The sequence below is a fragment of the Streptomyces sp. SID3212 genome, from assembly GCF_009865405.1.
Classification (GTDB): Bacteria; Actinomycetota; Actinomycetes; order Streptomycetales; family Streptomycetaceae; genus Streptomyces.
In genome coordinates, this window is record NZ_WWJY01000141.1 from 1 (window position 1) to 22,348 (window position 22,348).

14 protein-coding genes and 1 pseudogene are annotated in these 22,348 nt (G+C 70.4%); 8 read left to right on the forward strand and 7 right to left on the reverse strand.

Going from position 1 to position 22,348, the window contains the following annotated elements; translation table 11 throughout:
- Nucleotides 1-699, reverse strand: a 699-nt coding sequence (locus GT042_RS04015; protein WP_161307308.1) for a GAF domain-containing protein, incomplete at its 3' end; no start/stop codon positions are given.
- 247 nt (nucleotides 700-946) lie between these two features.
- Here GT042_RS04015 and GT042_RS04020 point away from each other — a divergent pair.
- The 7 genes and pseudogenes from GT042_RS04020 to GT042_RS04050 all read left to right on the forward strand — a co-directional run bounded on the left by GT042_RS04020 (nucleotide 947) and on the right by GT042_RS04050 (nucleotide 10,841).
- A complete protein-coding gene (locus GT042_RS04020; RefSeq protein WP_161307309.1) occupies nucleotides 947-5,092 on the forward strand; it encodes a SpoIIE family protein phosphatase in 4,146 nt (1,381 codons plus the stop codon).
- Nucleotides 5,092-5,379, forward strand: a complete 288-nt coding sequence (locus GT042_RS04025; RefSeq protein ID WP_161307310.1) for an STAS domain-containing protein — start codon at nucleotides 5,092-5,094, stop codon at nucleotides 5,377-5,379. Before GT042_RS04020 ends, GT042_RS04025 begins: the two co-directional genes overlap by 1 nt.
- A gap of 81 nt (nucleotides 5,380-5,460) precedes the next feature.
- A pseudogene (locus GT042_RS04030) lies at nucleotides 5,461-6,680 on the forward strand (metallophosphoesterase).
- Between the two features lie 264 nt (nucleotides 6,681-6,944).
- Nucleotides 6,945-7,319, forward strand: coding sequence for a hypothetical protein (locus GT042_RS04035; RefSeq protein WP_161307311.1), 375 nt, complete (start codon nucleotides 6,945-6,947; stop codon nucleotides 7,317-7,319).
- Between the two features lie 42 nt (nucleotides 7,320-7,361).
- Nucleotides 7,362-8,216 carry a hypothetical protein gene (locus tag GT042_RS04040; protein ID WP_161307312.1) on the forward strand — a complete coding sequence of 285 codons (855 nt, stop codon included), beginning with the start codon at nucleotides 7,362-7,364 and terminating at the stop codon, nucleotides 8,214-8,216.
- A 4-nt stretch (nucleotides 8,217-8,220) separates the two neighbouring features.
- Nucleotides 8,221-10,230, forward strand: coding sequence for a hypothetical protein (locus tag GT042_RS04045; RefSeq protein WP_161307313.1), 2,010 nt, complete (start codon nucleotides 8,221-8,223; stop codon nucleotides 10,228-10,230).
- Between the two features lie 167 nt (nucleotides 10,231-10,397).
- The gene (locus GT042_RS04050) at nucleotides 10,398-10,841 is read left to right on the forward strand and encodes an SRPBCC family protein (protein ID WP_161307314.1); all 444 of its coding nucleotides are present in this window, start codon (nucleotides 10,398-10,400) and stop codon (nucleotides 10,839-10,841) included.
- A 76-nt stretch (nucleotides 10,842-10,917) separates the two neighbouring features.
- Here the strand turns inward: GT042_RS04050 and GT042_RS04055 are convergent, their stop codons facing one another.
- The 6 genes from GT042_RS04055 to GT042_RS04080 form a co-directional block, all read right to left on the reverse strand.
- The gene (locus GT042_RS04055) at nucleotides 10,918-12,531 is read right to left on the reverse strand and encodes a glycoside hydrolase family 13 protein (RefSeq protein WP_161307315.1); all 1,614 of its coding nucleotides are present in this window, start codon (nucleotides 12,529-12,531) and stop codon (nucleotides 10,918-10,920) included.
- Nucleotides 12,532-12,667: 136 nt separating this feature from the next.
- Nucleotides 12,668-15,211, reverse strand: a complete 2,544-nt coding sequence (locus GT042_RS40050; RefSeq protein ID WP_161307316.1) for a carbohydrate-binding protein — start codon at nucleotides 15,209-15,211, stop codon at nucleotides 12,668-12,670.
- 186 nt (nucleotides 15,212-15,397) lie between these two features.
- The gene (locus GT042_RS04065; protein WP_161307317.1) at nucleotides 15,398-16,282 is read right to left on the reverse strand and encodes a carbohydrate ABC transporter permease; all 885 of its coding nucleotides are present in this window, start codon (nucleotides 16,280-16,282) and stop codon (nucleotides 15,398-15,400) included.
- Between the two features lie 11 nt (nucleotides 16,283-16,293).
- Nucleotides 16,294-17,238 (reverse strand): sugar ABC transporter permease, encoded by a 945-nt coding sequence (locus tag GT042_RS04070; protein ID WP_202532322.1) that lies wholly within the window; start codon nucleotides 17,236-17,238, stop codon nucleotides 16,294-16,296.
- Between the two features lies 1 nt (nucleotide 17,239).
- A complete protein-coding gene (locus GT042_RS04075; RefSeq protein WP_202532323.1) occupies nucleotides 17,240-18,598 on the reverse strand; it encodes an extracellular solute-binding protein in 1,359 nt (452 codons plus the stop codon).
- Nucleotides 18,599-18,717: 119 nt separating this feature from the next.
- Nucleotides 18,718-19,737 (reverse strand): LacI family DNA-binding transcriptional regulator, encoded by a 1,020-nt coding sequence (locus GT042_RS04080; RefSeq protein ID WP_161307318.1) that lies wholly within the window; start codon nucleotides 19,735-19,737, stop codon nucleotides 18,718-18,720.
- A gap of 190 nt (nucleotides 19,738-19,927) precedes the next feature.
- On the opposite strand from GT042_RS04080, the gene uvrA reads away from it, so the two are divergent.
- Nucleotides 19,928-22,348: excinuclease ABC subunit UvrA (gene uvrA, locus GT042_RS04085; protein WP_161307319.1), on the forward strand; the 2,421-nt coding region annotated here is incomplete at its 3' end.

Sequence of the window (22,348 nt, forward strand, 5' to 3'; positions counted from 1 at the left end):
GGGGAACAGGTCGTAGAAGTCGCCGCCGACCTCGTCGACGGAGGCGGGGTGGTAGGCGGCGCCCGCGTCCAGGCCGGGCACCAGGGGCAGGGCGGGGGGCAGGAGGGTGCGCTGAAGGGTGCGCGCCAGCCGTTCGGCGTCGGTGCGCCGCTCGCGTTCGGCGGCAACGGTACGCAGCGTGGACAGGCGCACTTCGAGTTCGTCCATGACGAGCGCGGCGAGGTCCTCCAGCGCTTCGAGCTGGCCGGGGGTGGGGTGCCGGGGCCTGGTGTCCAGGACGTTGACCGTGCCGAGCCGGTGGCCGTCGGGGGTGGTGATCGCCGCGGCGGCGTAGAAGCGGACGGCCGGACGGCTCCGTACGAGAGGGTGGACGGTGGCCCGGGGGTCGGTCCGGGTGTCGCTGATGACGTACGGCCCGCTGTGCAGGATGGCGGAGGCGCACAGGCCCGGGGCGCAACTGGTCTCGCTCATGTCCTTGAGGCCGTGGGTGGCCTTGAACCACACCCGGTCGCTGTCCACGATCGTCACCGTGGCCATGGGTGCGTCGAAGATGCGCGCCGCCAGGGAGGCGATCCTGCCGAAGGCGCGGTCGGGCGCGCTGTCGAGGATCCGGTAGCGGCGTACGGCGGCGAGGCGCGCCTGCTCGTCCGGCGAGGACCGCCCCGCGTCCGGATGGAAGGCGTCCTGGGTCGCCGTCATAGTGTCTCCCCCGCTGCCGGCAACCGGACCGCCGGCCCGAGGGCGGCTGGCCTATTCTACGGAACGCGTCCCATGAGTTACCCCGGGGTGGCTCGAAGCAGTCCTGCGGCACGCGGCCTGTGGAGCGCGGTCCGTGGCGCGCGGTCCAGGGCGCGCGGTCCGTGGCATGCGGTCCGTGGCGTGTGCGCACCGGCACGCCGGAAGCGGCCGGCTGGGAGGGGACCGACGTGAACGGAAGGGTGGAGCAGTGACAGGTTCCGAGGACGCGGGGCTCGACGTGCCGTCCGCGGCAGGCGCCGCCGTGTTCACGGCCGATGAGGAGATCGGCCGCGATCTGGCCCGCGTGGACTGGGCGTCCGTACCGCTCGGGGATCCGGCCGGCTGGCCGCAGAGCCTCCAGACCGCGGTGAGCATCCTGCTGTCGTCGCGCTTTTCCATGTGGATGGCGTGGGGCGAGGATCTGACGTTCTTCTGCAACGCCGCGTACCGCCGCGACACCCTGGGCCGCAAGTACCCCTGGGCGCTGGGGCGTCCGGCCAGTGAGGTGTGGGAGGAGATCTGGGACGACATCGGCCCCCGCATCCACACCGTACTGAACACCGGCCAGGCGACCTGGGACGAGGCGCTGCTGCTGTTCCTGGAGCGCTCCGGCTACACGGAGGAGAGCTATCACACGTTCTCCTACAGTCCGCTGCGCGACGACGCGGGGCAGGTCGTCGGCATGCTGTGTGTGGTCATCGAGGAGACCGACCGGGTCATCGGCGAGCGCCGCATGGGCACGCTGCGTGATCTCGGCTCCGATCCGAGCGTGGTGCGCACCGAGCAGGAGATGCTCGACTTCACCAGCCGGCAGCTGGAGCGGAACCGGCACGACCTGCCTTTCACACTGACCTACCTCTTCGACGACGACGGCGCGGGCCGCCTGACGGCGGCCACCGGCATCGCGCCGGGCCATCCCGCCGCCCCCGAACTCCTCCTCTCCGCCGGGGACGGCGTCTGGCCGGCGGGTTCCGCCACGGGCGGGCAGTCCGTGGTGGTGCCGCTCGACAGCGACGCGTTCCCGGACCTGCCGACCGGGGCGTGGCAGGAGCCGCCCGTCCAGGCCGTGGTGGTGCCGCTGCTGCAACAGGGCGGCACGCCGTACGGGTTCATGGTGGCGGGCCTGAACCGCTACCGGGCCTGGGACGACGACTACCGCGGCTTCGTGGACCTGGTCGCCGGCCACGTCGCCACCGGGGTGGCCAGCGCCCGCAGTTACCAGGCGCAGCAGCGCAGGGCGGAGGAACTGGCGGAGCTGGACCGGGCGAAGACGACGTTCTTCTCCAACATCAGCCACGAGTTCCGCACCCCCCTCACCCTGATCACGGGCCCGGTGCAGGAACTGCGGAACCGGCTCTCCGAGGCGGACCCGGAGGTGCGTGAGGAACTGGAGCTGATCCATCGCAACGGGCTGCGCCTGAGCAAGCTGGTCAACACGCTGCTGGACTTCTCCCGCCTGGAGGCGGGACGGATGCAGGCGAGCTACGAACCGGTTGATCTCGCCGCGGTCACCGGCGAGTTGACCAGCGTCTTCCGTTCCGCCATCGACCGGGCGGGCCTGGACTTCCAGGTCGACTGCGCGCCGTTGCCGGAGCCGGTCTACATAGACCGGAGCATGTGGGAGAAGGTGGTCCTGAACCTGCTCAGCAACGCGCTGAAGTTCACCTTCGACGGCTCGATCCGGGTCAGCGTGCGCGCCGCGGACACCGCGGCGGAGGTGGTCGTCGTGGACACCGGGATCGGTGTCGCGGCCGGGGAGATGGCCAGGCTGTTCGAGCGCTTCCACCGTATCGAGAAGGCCCGCTCCCGCTCGAACGAGGGCAGCGGTATCGGCCTGGCGCTGGTCAAGGAGCTGGTGGGTCTGCACGGCGGTACGATCACCGCCGCGTCCACCGAGGGCCGGGGCACCCGCTTCACCATCCGCCTGCCGTTCGGATCGGCGCACCTGCCCGCCGACGCCCTCCTGCGGGACAGCGGCGCGGACACGGTCCCCGTCGCCTCCGACCCGTTCGTACAGGAGGCCCTGAGGTGGCTTCCCGGCGACGAGGCGGCGTCGGTCCCCGCGCCCGCGACCGAACCGGAATCCGGCCCGGGGGGCCCGGCCAAGGTACTGGTCGCCGACGACAACGCGGACATGCGCGAGTACCTCACCCGCCTGCTGCGCGGTGCCGGCTACACCGTCAGCACGGCGATCGACGGCCGGCAGGCCCTGGAGGCCATCCGCGCCGAGACCCCCGACCTGGTGGTCAGCGACGTCATGATGCCCCGCCTGGACGGACTCGCGCTGGTGGAGGCGCTGCGGGGCGACTCGCGTACCGCCTCCGTACCGGTCCTGCTGCTGTCCGCCCGGGCCGGGCAGGAGGCGTCCATCGAGGGTTTGCAGGCCGGCGCCGACGACTACCTGGTCAAGCCGTTCGCCGCCGCCGAACTCCTCGCCCGGGCCCGGGCGGCCATCCGGCTGGCGCGCCTGCGCGGCCATCACGCCCGCTGGCGCACCGCGCTGATCGAGTCGCTCCAGGAGGCCTTCTTCGTCTGCGACGAGGAGGGCGCCGTCATCGAGATCAACGCGGCGTTCACCGACATCCTCGGTTACGGCCCCGAGGGGCTGCCCTACGCGCCCCTGCAGCCGTGGTGGCCGAACTCCGACAGCGATCCCGAGGCCCACGAGAAGGTACGGAACGCCTTCGACCTGCTGGTCGGCAACCCGAAGGGCAGCTACACCGTCCCCCTCACCCATCGTGAGGGGCACCGGATCTGGGTCAGCGCCACCTTCAACCAGGTCCAGGATCCCGACACCGGCCGTACCGTGATCGTCGGCACCTTCCGCGACGTCACGGCCGAGCACTACGCGATCCAGCGTGAGAGCGCCCTGGCCGCCCTGGGGACGTGCCTGTCCCGGGCCACCAGCCTGTCCGAGGCGCTGGGCGGCGCGCTGGACGAGCTGAAGACGCGGTGGGGTGCCCAGGGGGTCATGGCCGCGGTCTTCGACCGCGGCGACGAGCCCACCATGACCGCCACCGACCAGGGCCTCACCTGGGAGCACCTGCCGCCGGGCAGGCGTCAGGCGCTCTCGGGGCTGCGCCGGCACCCGGTGCTCGCCCCGGTGACCGACCCGTCCGGAGCGGGCGTCCTCCTGGAGCATCCCGACGGACCGCTCGTCCTCTGGATCGACCTCGGGGAACAACGGCCCTTCAGCGGGGAGGACCAGCTGCTGCTGTCGCTGCTGGCGGGGCATCTCGCGCAGGGCCTGGCGCGGGCCCACCAGATCGACCAGCAGCGTGAGACCGCCATCGCCCTCCAGCGTGCCATCCTGGGCCCCTCCCACCTGCCCGACGGTTTCGCCGTCCGCTACGAGCCCGCCACCCGGCCCCTGGAGGTCGGCGGCGACTGGTACGACACCGTCCCGCTTCCGGACGGGCGTATCGGCATCGTCGTCGGCGACTGCGTCGGCCGCGGCCTGCAAGCCGCCACCGTCATGGGGCAGTTGCGCAGCGCGTGTCGCGCCCTGCTGTTGCAGGACGCCCGCCCCGCCCAGGCGCTGATGGCCCTGGACCGGTTCGCCGCCGGGGTCCCGGGCGCGGTCTGCACCACCGTCTTCTGCGGGGTCCTCCATCCCGAGAGCGGGCAGCTGACCTACTCCAGCGCGGGACACCCGCCCGGCATTCTCGTCCAACCCGACGGGACCACCCGCCTGTTGGAGGAGGGCCGTTCCCTGCCGCTCGCCGTCCGCCCCGGCACACCCCGCCCCGAGGCCAGTTGCACCATCCGGGCGCGCTCGACCCTCCTGCTGTACACCGACGGGCTCGTCGAACGCCGCCGACGCCCGCTCACCACGGGCATCGACCAGGCGGGGAAGGCCCTCCGGGACGGTAGGAACACCGCCATCGACGACCTGGCCACCGACGTGATGGCCACGCTCGCCCCGGCCGACGGCTACGACGACGACGTCGCCCTGTTGCTGTACCGCCACCCGGCCCCGCTGGAGATGTCGTTCCCCGCCGAGTCCGCCCAGCTCGCCCCCGTACGCAAGACCCTGCGCGGCTGGCTCGACCAGTGCGATCTTCCGCCCCACACCGTGCAGAACGTTCTGGTGGCGGCCGGCGAGGCGTGCGCCAACGCCATCGAGCACGGTCATCGCGACGCCCCCGGCGCCCCCGTGCACTTCCGTGCGGAGGCGTTTGTCGACAACCTGCACCTGACCATCACCGACACGGGCCGCTGGAAGACCCCCCAGCCCGAGCTCAACGCGCACCGCGGTCGAGGCATGGGCCTCATGCATGCCCTGATGCACGACGTCACCATCACGTCCGGCCCGACCGGCACCACCGTCGACATGCACACGAGGATCGCCTGATGACCACGCCTCTCACCCTCACCTCCGGCCGACGGCCCGACGGCACAGCGCTGTTGACCGCGGTCGGCGAGATCGACCTGAGCAACACCGAAGTCCTCGCCTCCGCCCTCGACGGTACGAGCGGCCTCCTCGTCCTCGACCTGACCGGCGTCGAGTACCTCGACAGCGCGGGCCTCAGCGTGCTGTTCCCCCACGCCGACCGGATCGAGCTCATCGCCACCCCGCTCCTGAAACCCGTACTGACCATCTCCGGTCTCGCCGACGTCACCACCATCCACGACGCGTGACCACGGGCCCTTTCCGCGACGGCGGACGAGGGGCTCCGCACAGAACTCCGGCAGCCGAAGCCGGAACAGAGAAGGGGAAGCGTGACCGAGACCGGCGACACCCGATCCGCCACCGGTGAGCCGCGGGAGGCTCCCCGGGGCGGACAGCGGCTCCTGATGCGCTACCTGCCCCTGGTCGCCCCGGTCCTGCTCTGGGCCGTACCGTGCTGGGTTCTCCTGTACGCCGGTCAGCACTGGCCGCTCCCCGTCACCCTGACCGGCACCGTGCTGTTCGCCCTCGGCCTGACCGGGATGCCGCTCGCCATGGCACGCGGTCACGGCCGGCGCCAGCAGGACCGGGCGGCGATCGTCGGGGACACGCTGCTGGGCGCCGTCTGGGTCCTGTTCACCTGGTCCGTCCTGCTCGGCGTCCTGCTGCGGCTCGCCCTGACCGTGGCCGGTGCCGGTGACGGACAGGACCGGGCGCGCCTCGTCACCTGGGCCGTCCTCGGCGTGACCGCCGTGCTGCTCGTCTGGGGGTACGCGGAGGCCCGGCGCGTGCCACGCGTGCGCCGGCTCGACGTACCACTCCCCCGGCTGGGAGCCAGACTGGACGGCACCCGGGTCGTCCTGATCACCGACACGCACTACGGTCCGCTCGACCGCGCCCGCTGGTCGGAGCGGGTCTGCGAGACGGTGAACACCCTGGAGGCCGACCTGGTGTGCCACACCGGCGACATCGCGGCGGTACGGCCGAACGGCGTCGCACCCAGGCCGCCCCGCTGGGCACCGTGCGGGCGACCGGGGCCCGTGTCTACGTCACCGGCAACCACGAGTACTACAGCGAGGCCCAGGGCTGGGTCGACCTGATGGACGAACTGGGCTGGGAGCCGCTGCGCAACCGCCATGTGCTGCTCGAACGCGGCGGTGACACCCTCGTGGTCGCCGGCGTCGACGACGTCACCGCCGAGTCCTCAGGACTGCCGGGCCACCGCGCCCACCTGGCCGGAGCCCTCCAGGACGCCGACCCGGACCTCCCCGTCCTCCTCCTCGCCCACCAGCCCGCGTTCGTCGACCGCGCCGCGGCGCGCGGCGTGGATCTCCAGCTCTCCGGCCACACCCACGGAGGCCAGATCTGGCCCTTCCACCACCTGGTCCGCCTCGACCAGCCGGCCCTGGCCGGCCTGAGCCACCACGGCCCGCGCACCCTCCTGTACACCAGCCGGGGCACCGGCTTCTGGGGCCCGCCTTTCCGCGTCTTCGCCCCGAGCGAGATCACCCTGCTCGTACTCCGCGCCGCGCCGGCAGGTTCCCGGCGGTGAGTCCTCACACCGGGCACTCAGCGTCCAACGTGTGGGCCCCACAAGGAGAAGCCCACGGTGAAGCCTCCCCGTGCCGCGGGCCCTCCGCCTCCCCCGCCTCCTCCGAAGCCGCGGTGAGGCGCACCGGCGCGGGACGGGAACGGAAGCTCCTCGTCACATGAACCGGGCATGGGAAGTTTCCGCAACTCCCGGTCGACGGTTTCCCCTCTGTGGCATCGTTCTCACGGTCCGTCAGAAAGACGGCAACGGGGGAGGAACGTACCCATGGTGGATCTCAGTCCCACTCAACTGTTGGTCATAGGAGGTGTCCTGCTTGCCCTCCTGGCGGTACTGGTCCTCGGTCTGCGGCGTGGTTCGCTGAAGAAGGCCGACTTCCAGGGCGCGGGCGTGCGGGCCAGTCTGGAAGGGACCGAGGAGGCCAAGCCGCTGGAGGAGCAGACGATCCAGACGGACGACTTCAAGTCCACGAACTCGCGATTCCGTATCGTGAAGAACGCGCGGACGTCGTTCAAGAGGACGCGGTTCAAGCACAGCCTCCTGGAGATCCTGCCGGACGACGGCAGCACTCCGCCCGAAGCCGTGAAGCCGCCCGAGCCGCCCGACCCACCCGGCCCGACAGCAGGTCAGAACGGCCGGTAGTCCTCGGCGGGCAGCACCACACAACGGGGCGGGGAGGGCGGGGTGCCCGAGACGGGAACGCAGCACCGGCACATCGACCGTGCCGAGCAACTGGAGAGTGCGGCACGCCTCACGGCGCGGGAAGGCGAAGGGGACGAGGAACGGCAGGCCCTCTTCTTCGAGGGCCCGCAGGAGATCGGCAAGTCGTCCCTGCTGCTGGAGATCTACGAGCGGCACTCCGCGAACGGCGTGTACTTCGTCGACCTGTCGCGAACAGCGGCGGAGCACGACGTACTTGAGTCACTGGCGATGCAGGCCCGGCGCCAGGAGGTCGCGGTGCCGGCTTACCGGACCACACGGGACCGGTTCGCCGAGCGGTCCTCGTCGCCGCAGGTGGACATGACCAACGTACGGATGCGGCACGCGACGTTCCAACTCATCGCCCAGGGTGAGGATCGCGGCCTGCGAACCGCCTCACTGAGCGACGCTCTGCTGGACAACCTGGTCGCCGAAGCCCGCAGGCCGGTGATCTGCCTCGACAGCTTCGAGGCGTGTGCCCGGCCCATGCGGGACTGGCTCGCGCGGAGCCTTTTGCCGAACCTCCTGTCGAGGCGTGAGGTCAGCGTGTTCGTGGCGGGCCGGCAGGTGCCGCGGTTGTCCCACCCCGACACGGCTCTTGTCCGCACCTTGGTGCTTCCACCCTTCGATGTGCGGGCAGTGCGGGAGTGGATCGAAACGCTCGGGTTCACCAGCCTGACGGAGAAGGCGGCGGCGATCCAGGAGGCGAACGGCGGCGTGCCGGGACTGCTTCATGAATTCTTCGCCGACCATACGGAGCCGGCCAATGGCGGCACGGCCCGTACGCAGGACCGTCCGATCAGGGCGATCGCCGACGATCAGGACAGCAGGGACGGCTGATGCCATGACGCAGGAATCCGTGGTCCAGCAAGTGTTGGCCCGCTTCGACCGCCTGCCCGCGGACGAGGCACTGGTGCTCGAAGCTCTTGCGGTGCATCAGTGGTTCAGCGCGGACATCGCGGCCTACACCGCGGCCAACCTCGGGCTCGGCCTGACGGCGGAACAAGTAACCGCCTCGCCGTTCGTGGTCGCCGATCGCGTTCCGCCCGCCGGGCCGGGAAGCGAGCCGCAGTACGGCATCCGTTCCGCACTGCGAACCGCCCTGAACGAGCGCATGCGGAGCCGACGGCCGACGGCCTATCGTCACGCTCACCGGATAGCGGCCACCTACTACACCCAGCCGTTGCATCCGCTGCGGACCGACCGGTTGACCTGGTACGTGTACGAAGTACGGCATCTGGCGGCCTTCCGGCCGGAGTTGGCGACAGCCCGGCTCGCGGCGTTCGCGCACGACGCCCTCGTCGCGGGGTGCGCCGAGGCCGCCGGCAGGGCCGCGGCCGAAGTGGCGGCGGTCTCGCCCCGGCCCGGTGACCAGTCGCTGGCCGGCATCATCGAGAGCGTGGCGGCGATCCTGAACGCACCGAGCCAGGTCGAGCACGCCACGGTCGTCGCGCTCGACGGTCTCGTCGCCCGCTCCGGAACGCCCTCCGATCCGGCCACCACCCGTCTCGTCTCGCTCGCCCGGGACCTCGTCGTCTACTACACGGAGCGGCCGGCGCCGGTCGTGCCGCTGACGGCGCAGGTCGTACCGAGTGCCGCGGCGGTGATCGACCCACGCGGAATGCCCGTTCTGGGAGGGGATCTGCGCCTGCTCGAGGATCTGGCCCAGCCGTCCAGGATCATCACCAGCCGCACCCATCGCGTGGAGCTGAAGTCCAGCACCGCGGCGCTTCACCAGGTCACCACCCGACTTGCCACGGAGGACCGTTCCGGCCGGAGCGTGATCCTCGTGGACCTTCTGCCGCGGAGTTCCGGCGACCGCCTCGACGCCTTGCGGCTGAGCGATCGCGGGGGCCGGGGAGTGATCGTGCTCGGAGCCGGGGAAATGGTCCGCGTCCTGGCCCAGGGCCTCGGCCGACTCCTGAACACGGGCGAACCGCCCGGCGGCGGCTCGACACGCGCAGAGCTGTCCCGGCGGCTCGACGCCCTGGGCTGGGACAGCGGAACCGACGGATTGGCCGCCCTGGTGAGCCGCACCCAGCAGGCGGACGACGTAGAGGATTTCCTGCGGGAGCGCTTCGACGACCTGATGCACTACACGCCGGTGGTGGCCCTGCTGGACGTCCACCCGGGGTGGACGTCAGAGGTGACCTACGGAGATCAGCGGGAATCCACCACGCGACGCGACGGCTGGGGCCGCGTCGTCGTCTCGCTGACCGTGACGGTGCCCGTGGCGGTGCGCAACCGCCTGGAGTTCGTCACCCCTGACGGCCTCGAACCTGCGGACGTCCGGGCAGCGGAGGATGTTGGGCTCGTACGGGTGGGCAACGAGCGGACATCCTCCACACTGCAGCAGTTCGATGTCGACCGCGCGTCGGGGGACGGCGAAGACGAGAGCGTGGCCCGCATCGAGGTCGATCTGGGGTACAGACTGCCGGACCGGGAGTTCAAGGGAGTGCAGAGGACCGCGCTCCTGTGCATGGCCCTGTCCGCGTTGGCGCTGCTCCTGCTGTTCGCCAATATCGCACTGGTGGCCGCGATGGCCACGGTCCTCACCGCGGTGGGAGTGGTGGCGGACATGCAGCGGGACGGACCGCACCACGACAACGACGAGCCCCTGCACGTGTACGCCGGCAAGCGGCTTCGCCTGGTCCGCCGGACCGACGCCGCAGCGGCCATCGCCGCGGTCACCGTACCCAACTCCGGCTCCACCGGCATCAGTTTGGTCACCTCCGGGATCGCGTTCGTCTATTGCTTCGCCACCTACCTCTTGGTGCTGAGCGCGAAAAGGGCTTCTCACCGCCCTCTCGCACCGATGGATCCCTCCACGCGCCACCGCACTCCGGTCGGCTGAAGGGCACGCGCGACCGAGCGGTCTCCGGGGGCGATCCCGCTCTCGTGTCTTTCGACCTGGTGGACGAGGAAGCGCGCCCTACCGGTGATGCGGGGGCATTGAGCGGGTATCCGTTGGCTTGCGACGACCGCCGCGAGAGCCGGTCCCCCTACAGACAGGTGCCCACCATGGTTCACGTTGTCCGCTCGATGACCGTCAACAGGCCGCTCGGCCCCGTGGTCGCCTACCTCGCCGACTTCTCCAACGCCCTGGAATGGGACCCGGGCACGCGTGAGTGCACGCGCCAGGATCACGGTCCGCTGCAAGTGGGGTCTCTCTGGCACAACGTCTCCGAGCTACGCGGCAGGCGCACCTCCTTGACGTACCGGCTCACCCGGATGGACTCGGACCGGCTGACGTTCGTGGGCAGCAACGACACAGCGACCTCCACCGACGACCTCACCTTCAAGGACCACGGCGCGGCAACCCTCGTGGTCTACGAGGCCACCGTCACGTTCAACGGTCTGGCCAAGCTCGCCGACCCCTTCATGCGCCGTGTGTTCGAAGGCCTGGGGGACGAACTCGCTCGCTCCCTGCCTGCCGCGGTCGAAGCGCGCGTGACACCCGCCTGAGAGCCGCGCCCAAGGAGCGGCAGCGGGAGTGGGTGCCCGCGCGGGTGAGGTGTGGTGTCTCCGCGCGGGCCGGGTGTCAGACGGTACGGAGCCAGACGCTGGTGTCGTTGGGCAGCTGATTGCCGTCCAGGGGGTGGGAGGCCAGCAGTACGGCGTGGTCGCCGGGCAGCGCGACCGGTGTGCCGGACAGGTTGACGAGGCAGGTGAAGTCCGTGCCGCGGCGGTAGGCGAGGACGCCCTCGGGGGCGGGCAGCCACTGGATGGGGCCGTCGCCGAGGTCTTGGCGCTCTGCTCGCAGGGCGAGCGCGGCGCGGTAGAGGTTGAGCATGGATGCGGGGTCGGGCTCCTGTGCCGCGACGCTGAGCCCGGCCCAGGCGGCGGGCTGGGGCAGCCACGGGCGGGCGGCGTCGTCGGGGCCGAAGCCGTAGGGGGCTTTGGTGCCGGACCAGGGCAGCGGGACGCGGCAGCCGTCGCGGCCGGGGTCCTTTCCACCGGTGCGGTGGTAGATGGGGTCGTCGCGGCGGTCGGCGGGAATGTCCTCGACCTCGGGGAGTCCGAGTTCCTCGCCCTGGTAGATGTAGACCGCGCCGGGCAGGGAGAGCGTGAGCAGGGCTGCGGCGCGGGCACGGCGCCGGCCGAGATCCTCGTCGACGATCGGGTTGTACTGGCGGATGCCGGCGGCTGTGCTGGTGTCGGGGCGGCCGTAGCGCGTGACGTGGCGGGTGACGTCGTGGTTGGACAGGACCCAGGTACTGGGGGCCGCGACCGTCGCGTGGACGCTGAGCGTTTGGTCGATGACGGTGCGCAGGGCGGAGGCGTCCCAAGCGCAGCCGAGGAAGTCGAAGTTGAAGGCGGCGTGCAGCTCGTCGGCGCGGAGGTAGCGCGCGAAGCGCGCGGGGTCGGCCAGCCAGACCTCGCCGATCAGGGCCCGGGGGTCGGGGTAGGAGTCGGCGACGGCCCGCCAGCCCCGGTAGATGTCGTGGTTGATGTCGAGGTCGACGTAGGGGTGGGGGTCGGGCAGGCCGGAGTGGTCGAAGTCGGGCAGCTCGGGGTCCTTGCCGCACATGGCGGCGGAGTCGACGCGGATGCCGTCGACTCCGCGGTCGAACCAGAAGCGCAGGATGTCCTCGTACTCGCTGTGGACGAGAGGGTTGCGCCAGTTGAGGTCGGGCTGCTCGGGAGCGAAGAGGTGGAGGTACCACTGGCCGTCGGGCAACCGGGTCCAGGCGGGGCCGCCGAAGATGGACTGCCACTCGTTGGGGGGCAGCTCGCCGTTCTCGCCGCGGCCGTCGCGGAACCAGAAAAGGTCGCGCTCGGGTGAGCCGTGGGTGGCGGCGAGGGCCTTGAGGAACCACTCGTGCTCGTGGGAGACGTGGTTGGGGATGACGTCGACGATGATGCGGATGCCGCGCTCGTGTGCCTCGCCGATGAGGGCGTCGGCGTCGGCGAGGGTGCCGAAGCGGGGGTCGATCTGCCGGAAGTCGGTGACGTCGTAGCCGGCGTCGGCCATGGGGGTCAGGTACCAGGGCGAGAACCAGATGGCTTCGATGCCGAGCTCTTTGAGGTAGTCCAGGCGGTTCCGTACGCCGGTCAGGTCGCCGATACCGTCGCCGTTGCCGTCCGCGAAGCTGCGTGGGTAGACCTGGTAAATGGCTGCGTGACGCCACCAGTCGGTGGTGCGCGGGGTCATGGGACCTGCCTTCGTGAGTGTGGTGGAACGGGCGCGCGGGCCCGGCAGTGGGGTCGGGCCGGGCCCGCGGGTCTGCGTGTCCGGTCGGCCGCGGGCCCGGGCGGTCAGGGGCGACCGGGCCCGCGGTCGGCCGTGGCTACCAGCCGGAGTTTCCGGTTCCGCGCTGGATGGCGAATCCGCCGGTCATGTTCAGGGGCGCGCCGGCGGTGGAGGTGACCTTGGTGTTGGAGAAGCTCCCGCTGCCCGCGGCGTTGCCCTCGATGCCGTGGAGACCGGTCTGGTTGATGGTCAGGCCGTTCACGCGCAGGTCGGAGACCACCCGCTGCCAGCTGATGAGGAGGCCGCTGTAGGTGGAGTCCTCGACCGTGTTGTTCGTCAGGACGACGGGCTGGGTGATGTCGTAGCGGTCGGCGTAGACCCACAGGGCGCCGAGCTTGCTGTTCCAGTTGACCTCCATGCTGCCGGTGCGGCGCAGGAGGTTGCCGGAGACGGTGGTGGTGCCGCTGAAGGGGTCGCCGAAGCGTGTGGAGACGGTGATGCCCGCGGCGGCCACGACGGTGTCGGAGATGAGGTTGTTCTCGACGCTGTTGCCGCTGCCGCCGTAGACGGCGGCGCCGTTGGCCAGGGTGGGGAGCTGGACGGTGTTGTTGCGGAAGGCGCTGTTGGTGACAGCCGCTCCGTCCGACCACATGGCCAGGGCGTCGTCTCCGGTACCGCGGAGGCTGCTGTTGGAGATGACGGTGTTCCTCACCGCGCCGTGCAGGTTGACCCCGTCGGCGAAGGTGTTGCGGATGCGCAGGTCGCCGGCCGTCAGGCCGTCGGTCGGCGCGGAGATCCACAGGCCGACCTTGGTGTGCTGGATCCAGACGTTCTTGATCACCGATCCGGTGCCGAAGTCGCCCTCGACGGCGGCCTGGCCGGCCGCGTCGTCGCGGACGTTGTTCTGCCCGTCGATCATCAGGTTCTCGACGGTGCTGGTGCCGCCTCGGCCGAACAGTCCGCCCTTGAGGCCCGTGCCGCGCAGGACGGTGTACCAGACACCCGCGCCGCGCAGCTTCACGCCGCTGAGGTTGACGTGGTCGGAGATGTTGTAGGTGCCGGCGGGGAGGAACAGGCCCCTGCCCTGGCTCTTGGCCGTGTTCAGGGCGGTGTTCAGGGCGGCGGTGTCGTCCTGGTTGTCGTTGGGCGTGACCCCCAGGGTGCCGGCGGAGACGTAACCGCTGGGCAGTGTGCCGACCGCGCCGGTCTCCTCCGCCTCGACCAGGTCGATCGTGTAGGAGGCGGCGGTGTCTCCGGTGTCCTTCTGCAACCGCAGGACGGTGCCCGCCGGCAGGGTGCGGCCGAACGAGGCGCGGCTCTCGTCGAAGAAGCGGTGGGCCTGGCCCTCGCCCGGGTTGTTCGTGTACGGGTACGCGCCGTAGACCCAGGCGTAACGGGAGGTCAGCTGGAGGTCGGGCAGGGCCGCGCCGTCCGCGTAGGCGCTCAGCGTGGCGTCGATGCCCCTGCCGTCACCGCTGTCGGGCAGGGAGTAGCGCAGGTTGATGGCGTTGGCGGGCTTGGTGAGCTTGACCTCGACGTAGTCGCCGGCCTGGGTCAGCTTGACGGCCTTGCGGCCGGAGGCTTCCGAGGCGACGGTGAGGTAGGTGCGGTCGGGGCCGATGGACGAGCCCTTGAACGTGCCGGACTCGGCCTCGTAGGTGGTGAAGGGCAGGGTGGCGCCCACGCCGCCGGGGGCCGGGGGGCCGGGGTCGGTGGGTGTGGTGGGGGTGTTCGCCTTGACGCTGTCGATGTTGACGTTGCCGCTGTCGTTGTTGGTGAAGGCCAGCGTGAGGGTGTTGGCGCCCTGGGTGAAGGTGACGGGCACGTCGACGGTCGCCCAGCTCGTCCAGCCGCTCGTGGCCGGGAGATTGACCCCCGAGGCGGTTCCGCCGGCCGTGAGGGTCAGCGTCTTGGCCGCGCCGTTGCCGTTGGCGTAGCGGACGGTGACGGTTCCGGCACCGGCGTAGGCCGACTGCACGGTGGTGGTGAGGGACGCGCGGCCCCTGTTGGCGTCGGTCAGTCCGCCGACGTACCCGGTGCCGGTGTAGCCGGCGTGCTCGTTCTCGACGACGGCGCCGCCCGCGAGGACGGCGCCCTCGGCCTCGGCGGAGCCCGGCTGCGTCGTGGTGTCGGGCGTGACGGCCGTGAGGCTGTCGACGTTGACGTTGCCGCTGTCGGCGGCGCCGAACTTCAGGGCGAGGGGGTTGGCGCCCTGGGTGAAGGCGACCGGCACGTTGACGGTCGCCCAGGTCGTCCAGCCGTTCGTCGCGGGCAGGGTGACCTGCTGGGAGGCGGTGCCGCGGACCAGGGTCAGCGTCTTGGCCGCGCCGTTGCCGTTGGCGTAGCGGATCCTCACCGACCCGTTGCCCGTATGCGTGGACTGCACGGTGTAGGCCGCGGTGGCGCCCCGGTTGGCGTCGGTGTAGCCGCCGACGTAACCGGTGCCGGTGTATCCCGAGTGCTCCGTCTCGACCCGGGCACCGCCCGTGAGGGTCGCGGTCTCGGCCTGGAGGAGGGCGGTGGCGGCGTGCGCCGGGAGGGGGGCGGCGATGCCGTAGGAGGCGGCGCCGGTGAGCGCGAGGAGGAGGGCCGCTGTCACGGCGGAGTTTCTGGGGCGCGGGTTGGTGTGGTGGATCGACACAGCGTTGTGTCCTTTCGGGGCAGGGGCGGCTCAGCCCTTGGGGGTGTACCGGCGGGGGCCGGCGGTAGGCGCCGCCAGGCAGGCGGAGGCCGGTCGGCGGTCGGGCGACCGGTGCGCGGGATTCGTGCGGGGGGGGCGCCGGTCGGTCGGAGGGGATGTGCTTCTCGCCGGGCCGGGCGGGCCGGTTCAGCCCTTCAGGCTGCCCGCGGTCAGACCGGCGATGATGTGCCGCTGGAAGATCAGGAAGATGACCAGCAGGGGGACGGAGGCCATGACCATGCCGGCGAGGAGCTGGTTGGCGGGCATGAACTCGGCGAGACGGTTGAGGGCCACGGTGATGGGCTGGCGTGCGGGGTCGGGCAGGACCAGCAGGGGCCACAGGAAGTCCTTCCAGACCCCGACGACCGCGAAGATCGACACGACGGCCAGGACCGGCCGGGACAGCGGCAGGATGAGCGACCACAGGATCCGTACGGGGCCGGCGCCGTCCAGGCGGGCGGATTCCAGCAGCTCGCCCGGGATCTGGTCGAAGAACCTCTTCAGGATGAAGATGTTGAAGGCGTTGGCGCAGGCCGGCAGCCAGATCGCCCAGGGGGTGTTGATCAGGTTGGCGTGGATGAGGGGAACGTCCGTGACCGTGAGGTAGGTCGGGACCAGGAGCGCCGAGACCGGCAGCATGAGCGTGGCCAGCATCATGCCCAGGACGACGTTGCCCAGTACCGGCCGCAGCCGGGACAGGGCGTAGGCGGCGGCGACGTCGACGACGACCTGGGTGAGCCAGGCGCCGACAGCGAGGAGCAGGGTGTTGAGGAAGTACCGGCCCAGGCCGACGTTGGTCCACGCCTCGCTGTAGGACTCCGGGTGCCAGCTCCGCGGCAGCAGCGTCGGGTTCGGGTCGGCGAGTTCCGCGGAGGACTTGAGGGCCCCGCCGGCCATCCAGTACAGCGGGAAGACGAACGCGAGGGTGAAGCCGACGACGGTCAGGACGAGGACGAACCGGTAGAGGAGCCGGCCCGCACGGCGGTTCATCTCGGTGGGGGCGACGAGGGTGCGTTCCGCAGGGGCGGACATGGTGGTTCCTTTCAGCCCTTGCTGCGGGTCAGCCGCAGGTAGACGGCGGCGAACAGGCCCAGGACGATGAAGAGCACGGTGCTCATCGCGCTGGCCATGCCGAAGTCGTTGTAGACGAACGCGTACCGGTACAGCAGCAGGAGGACGGTGACCGTGGCGTCGTTGGGGCCGCCGCCGGTGAGCACGTAGGGCTCGACGAACACCTGCATGGTGCCGATGATCTGCAACAGCAGGGTGATCATGAGGATGAACCGCGTCTGCGGGATGGTCACGTGCCACAGCCGCCGCCGGATGGAGGCGCCGTCGAGTTCGGCCGCCTCGTACAGTTCGCCCGGTACGGAGCCGAGGGCGGCGAGGTAGATCAGGGTGGTGGTGCCCATGTTCGCCCAGGTGGAGACCAGGACCAGGGAGACCATGGCGAGGTTCTCCGACTCCAGCCACTGCTGGGCCGGCAGGTGGAGCATCTCCAGGACGTTGTTGAACAGGCCGGGGCCCGGGTCGTAGAACCAGCGCCACAGCAGCATGGTCACGATCGGTGGCAGCATCACCGGGAGGTAGACGGTCATCCGCAGGTAGGACCGGGCGTGCCGGAACTCGTTGAGGACGACCGCGGTGGCGAACGGGGCGACGAAGCCGAAGACGAGGGCGAGGAGCGTGAAGTAGCCGGTGTTCTTCCACGCGGTGGCGAACAGCGGGTCGTCGAAGAGGCGCTGGTAGTTGTCCCAGCCCACCCAGGTCGACGGCCGGGCGAAGGTGACCTGCTGGAATCCCAGCAGGATGCCCCGCACGATCGGGTACCAGGAGAACAGGGCGAAGCAGATCAGCCCCGCGCCGAGGAACGCGTAGGCGGTGAGGTTCTCGCGGATGCGGCGCCGGAGCCTGCTGGGGTGGTCCACCGAGTGCTTCTGCGGCTCGGCCGTGCGCTTGGGTGCCCTGGTCAGGGTCGGAGCCGCCATGTCACTTGACCGTCGCGAGGATGCCGTCGACCTTCTTGGCGGCATCCGCGAGCAGTTGGTCGATGTCCGAGTCCTTCTTGGTCAGTACCGCCTGCATCAGCCCGTCCAGGACGGTGTAGATCTGCTGGGCGTTCGGCGGCTCGACCTTCTGCTCCAGCTGGGCGTTGCGCTCGACGAAGGGCTTGTAGTTGCCCTGCGGGACGTTGGCGTACGTGCGGTGCGCGGCGTCCTGCTTGGCCGCGGCGCCACCGGTGAGGAGCCTGTCCAGCGGGAGGCCGATCGGGACGTCGTTGCCGGAGGCGCGCTTGTCCTCGAACTCGGTGCGGTCGGGGTTGAGGTACTTCCACTGGAGCCACTCGATGCCGGCCTTGATCTTCTCCGGCGACGCCTTCGGATTGAACATGAAGCCGCTGCCGCCGCCCAGGGTGGCGTTGTCGTTCGGCATGCCGGCGACGCCGTAGTCCTCGTACTCGCGCTCGAACTGCTTGACGATGGTGGGGATGTTGTCCGGCCCGGCCATGTACATACCGAGCTTGCCGGCGCCCATCATCTTCTGCACGTCCTCGATCTGCAGGAGCTGACGCGTGCCCATGGTGTTGTCGGTCCAGCGCATGTCGTGCAGCATCCGGAGCGCCTTGCGGCCGGCGTCGCTGTTGAACGCGGCCTTCCAGCGGCCCTGCTCCTTGACGGCGATGTCGCCGCCCATGGAGTAGACCCAGGCGGTGTAGTGCCAGCCGCCCTGGTTGTTCTTGCTGTAGTCGGCGTAGCCGACGGTCCCGTCGCCCAGCGCCGAGATCTTCTTCGCGGCCGCCCGGACCTCGTCCCACGTGGTCGGCGGCTTGTCCGGGTCGAGGCCGGCCTTCTTGAACAGGGCGCGGTTGTACACCAGGCCGAGGGAGTACTGGCCGTTCGGCAGCCCGTACAGGCCGCCGTCGGGGCCGGTGAACACCTTCAGGTAGTCCTTCTTGATCTGGTCGTAGTACGGCATGTCCTTCACGTACTTGCTGATGTCGGCGCCCTGGCCGCGCTGTATCAGCCCCGAAGGGTCGGTGAAGTACACGTAGTAGACGTCCTCCAGCTGGCCACCGGCCAGTTTCGCGGAGAAGGTCTTGGGGTCCATCTGGCCCTCGCGGGCGTCGATCCTGATCTTGGGGTGCGCCTTCTCGAAAGCCTTGACGTCCTCCACGAAGTACTTGTGGTCCACAGGCTGTGTCTTGGGCGGCATGCCGTTCACCGTGATGGTGACGACGCCGTCCTTGCCGACTCCCGTGGTCTCGCCACTGCATGCGACGAGACCCGCGGAGAGGGCACAGGCGATGCCTGTGGCGATGAGTCGGCGGCGGCTCTGGATTCCAGCCATGAGAGGTCAGCCTTCCTGCGATACACCCGCGTCCGTGGGCCCCGTCGCCCACAGCTCCAGCGGACACGCAGAACGTAGAAGCCTGCCATGTAAGAAGTCAATGACTGTGCGCAAAACTTCTACTGCTTCGCTCCGGCGGGTGGCCTGCCCGTGGAGCCGCGAAGGAGCAGCTGGGTCTGGAAAAGGGTCACGCCCGGAGCGATCTGCTGTCCTTGCATCTGTTGCGCGAGCGCCTCCACGGCCGCGTCCGCCATCCGCGTCACGGGCTGCTGACACGTGGTCAGCGGCGGGTCGACGGCCACCATGAACACCGAGTCGTCGAACCCCGTCACCGAGACATCACGGGGTACGTCCAGGCCCAGGCGGCGGACTCCACGAATCGCCCCCAGCGCCAGTTCGTCACTTCCGCAAACGATCGCGGTCGCCCCGTCCCGTACGAGCCTCACCGCGGCCGCGGCGCCCCCTTCCAGTGAGAACAGAGCGTGCCCGACCAGCGGCATCCAGTCCTGCGAGGGGACCGCGCGGGCCTTCCAGAAGGCCGCGAAGGCCGCGAGCTTGCGGGCGGACGGCACGTGGCCCGCGGGGCCGATGAGCAGCCCCACGCGCTGATGCCCCACCCAGGTCAGATGGGTGAGGGACTGGACGACGGCATCTGCGTCATCCGCACTGATCCGCACCGACCCCTCGTTCTCGTCGGCAGGGTTCACCAGCACCATCGGCACCTTGCGATCTTTCAGTGCCTTGCCCTGCTCCGGTCCGGCGTCGGCGTAGCTGGACCCGATGAAGACGATTCCGCCGATGTTCTGTTTCAGCAGCATCTTGATGTAGTTCGCCTCGGAAACCCCATCCGATGTGCGAGTGCACAGCACGGGAATGAGCCCCCTCTTGTTGAGGCGGCCGGCGATCGCCTCCGCGAAGGCGGGGAAGACCGGATTGCGCAGATCCGGCACCACCACGCCCACCAGGGGGCTCCGCTCGACCTCGGTGGCGGCGGGCCGCGGCAGACCCATCACGTCCAGTGCCCTCAGCACGCGCTCCCGCGTCGCGGGGGCCACCGCCGGACTGCCGTTCAGCGCCCTGCGGACCGTCCCCTCGCTGACGCCTGCGAACTCCGCGACATCGCTCAGCTTTTTCTTCATACGCGAACCGTACATCGAGAGCGCAAGAAATGATCAGAAAAATGCAAGGATTCCGCAACCGCAAGGCGGACCGGAGGCGTCTCGCAACTGCCCGAACACCTGCGGACGCCCACTCCGGAAGCTGGTGTGAGCCAGGCCCGGTGGCGGCGCCTGTCGCGCGGTCTCCAGGGTGATGAGGTAGTCAGGAGGGGTGGACAAGGACGCGACCGACCCCTTCGTGCATGTCAGGGGCGCGAGTGAGAACAACCTGCGGAACATCGATCTCGACGTTCCGCGGGACGCGATGGTCGCCTTTACCGGCGTCTCCGGTTCGGGCAAGTCCTCGCTCGCGTTCGGCACGCTCTACGCGGAGGCCCAGCGACGCTACTTCGAGTCCGTGGCGCCGTACGCCCGAAGGCTGTTGCAACAGGTCGGCGCACCGCACGTGCGGGAAATCACCGGACTGCCACCGGCCGTGGCCCTGCAGCAGCGACGCGGGTCGCCCAGCTCACGCTCGACGGTCGGCACCCTCACCACACTGTCCAATCTGCTGCGCATGCTGTACTCCCGGGCCGGCACCTACCCGCCCCGGGCCGCACGGCTGGAGGCCGAGTCGTTCTCACCCAACACCGCGGCCGGCGCCTGCCCGGAGTGCCACGGGCTGGGCGTCGTGCACGACGTCGCCGAGGACCTGCTCGTCCCGGACCCCTCGCTGAGCATCCGCGAGGGGGCGATCGCCGCCTGGCCGGGCGCCTGGCAGGGCGCCAACCTGCGCAGTGTCGTGAACGGCCTGGGGATCGACATCGACCGACCGTGGCGAAGGCTCAGGAAGAAGGACCGGGACTGGCTGCTGTACACGGACGAGCAGCCCTCCGTGTACATCGAGCCGGAGGAGGACCGCGTCGACCACGGCTACCAGGGCACGTTCTGGAGCGCGCGCAAGCACGTCATGCACGTCCTCGCCGACTCCAAGAGCGACAAGATGCGCGAACGGGCCCTCCGGTTCGTCAGGAGTATGCCCTGCCCCGAGTGTCACGGCAGCGGACTGCGGCCCGAGGCGCTCGCCGTGACCTTCGCCGGACGTTCCATCGCCGAGATCAACGCGATGCCGCTCACCGAGGTCGTGGCGCTGCTGCGGCCCGTCGCGGGGCGGTCCGAGGCCGACGCCACCACGTCGACCGCCCGATCCGGGGAGACGACCGAGGTCGCGGTCCGCGTCTGCGGCGACCTGGTCGAGCGGGTCGGCGTACTGCTCGAACTGGGCCTCGGGTATCTCAGCCTCGGGCGCGGCTCCACGACCCTGTCACCCGGCGAGGCGCAGCGCCTGAGGATCGCCACCCAGCTGCGCTCGGGGCTGTTCGGCGTCGTCTACGTCCTCGACGAACCGTCCGCGGGCCTGCACCCGGCCGACGCGGAACCGCTGCTGGACGTGCTGGACCGCCTCAAAGCGGCGGGCAACACGCTGTTCGTCGTCGAGCACGACATGGACGTCGTACGGCGGGCGGACTGGGTGGTCGACATCGGCCCCGGCGCGGGCGAGGGCGGCGGACGCGTGCTGTACAGCGGCCCGGTCGCCGGTCTTGAGCAGGTCGGGGAGTCGGCCACGAGCCAGTACCTGTTCGGGCGTGCCCGGCCGCTCGAACACCGCCCGCGCACACCGCACGGCTGGCTGCACCTGAGCGGCGTCTCCCGCCACAATCTGCGCGACGTGTCCGTCGACGTACCGCTCCGCGTACTGACGGCGGTGACGGGCGTGTCCGGTTCCGGAAAGTCGACGCTGGTGACGCAGGTGCTCGCCGAGGTCGTCCGCGGCCACCTCGGACTCGTACCCGAGGAGCCCGACGAGGCGCGGCTGGACGTCGACGTCCAGGACGCGTCGGGGGTCGAGTCGTTCGACCGGCTGGTCCGGGTCGACCAACGGCCCATCGGCCGAACTCCCCGGTCCAACCTGGCCACGTACACGGGGATGTTCGACGCGGTGCGCAAACTGTACGCGGGGACGGACGAGGCCAGGGCGCGCGGCTACGCGGCCGGGCGGTTCTCCTTCAACGTGCCCGAAGGGCGGTGCGGGACCTGCCAGGGCGAAGGATTCGTCGCGGTGGAACTGCTGTTCCTGCCCGGCACCTACGCGCCGTGCCCGACCTGCCAGGGCGCCCGGTACAACGCCGAGACGCTGGAAGTCACCTATCGCGGCAAGAACATCGCGCAGGTGCTGGGGCTGTCCGTGGACGCCGCCGCCACGTTCCTGTCCGCCGTCCCGGCCGCCTCCCGCAGTCTGGAGACGTTGCGCGAGGTGGGACTGGGGTATGTGCGGCTGGGGCAGCCCGCGACGGAACTCAGCGGTGGTGAGGCGCAACGCATCAAACTGGCCACCGAGTTGCAGCGGGCCCGCCGCGGGCACGCGCTCTATCTGCTCGACGAGCCGACGGCGGGGCTGCACCCCTCGGACATCGCACTGCTCCTGCGACAGCTGCACCGGCTCGTCGACGCCGGCAACACGGTCGTCCTCGTCGAGCACGACCTCGACACGATCGCCACCGCCGACTGGGTCATCGACCTCGGGCCGGGCGGCGGCGACGCGGGCGGGCGGGTGGTCGCGGCGGGCACTCCGGCCGACGTGGCGAAGGCCCGC

What these genes read in the sequence shown, in the direction of transcription:
- GT042_RS04025 (WP_161307310.1), top strand. Translation starts at nt 5,092, where the DNA reads ATGACCACGCCTCTCACCCTCACCTCCGGCCGACGGCCCGACGGCACA.
- GT042_RS04035 (WP_161307311.1), top strand. Translation starts at nt 6,945, where the DNA reads ATGGTGGATCTCAGTCCCACTCAACTGTTGGTCATAGGAGGTGTCCTG.
- GT042_RS04045 (WP_161307313.1), top strand. Translation starts at nt 8,221, where the DNA reads ATGACGCAGGAATCCGTGGTCCAGCAAGTGTTGGCCCGCTTCGACCGC.
- GT042_RS04050 (WP_161307314.1), top strand. Translation starts at nt 10,398, where the DNA reads ATGGTTCACGTTGTCCGCTCGATGACCGTCAACAGGCCGCTCGGCCCC.
- GT042_RS04055 (WP_161307315.1), bottom strand. Translation starts at nt 12,531, where the DNA reads ATGACCCCGCGCACCACCGACTGGTGGCGTCACGCAGCCATTTACCAG.
- GT042_RS04065 (WP_161307317.1), bottom strand. Translation starts at nt 16,282, where the DNA reads ATGTCCGCCCCTGCGGAACGCACCCTCGTCGCCCCCACCGAGATGAAC.
- GT042_RS04070 (WP_202532322.1), bottom strand. Translation starts at nt 17,238, where the DNA reads ATGGCGGCTCCGACCCTGACCAGGGCACCCAAGCGCACGGCCGAGCCG.
- GT042_RS04075 (WP_202532323.1), bottom strand. Translation starts at nt 18,598, where the DNA reads ATGGCTGGAATCCAGAGCCGCCGCCGACTCATCGCCACAGGCATCGCC.
- GT042_RS04080 (WP_161307318.1), bottom strand. Translation starts at nt 19,737, where the DNA reads ATGAAGAAAAAGCTGAGCGATGTCGCGGAGTTCGCAGGCGTCAGCGAG.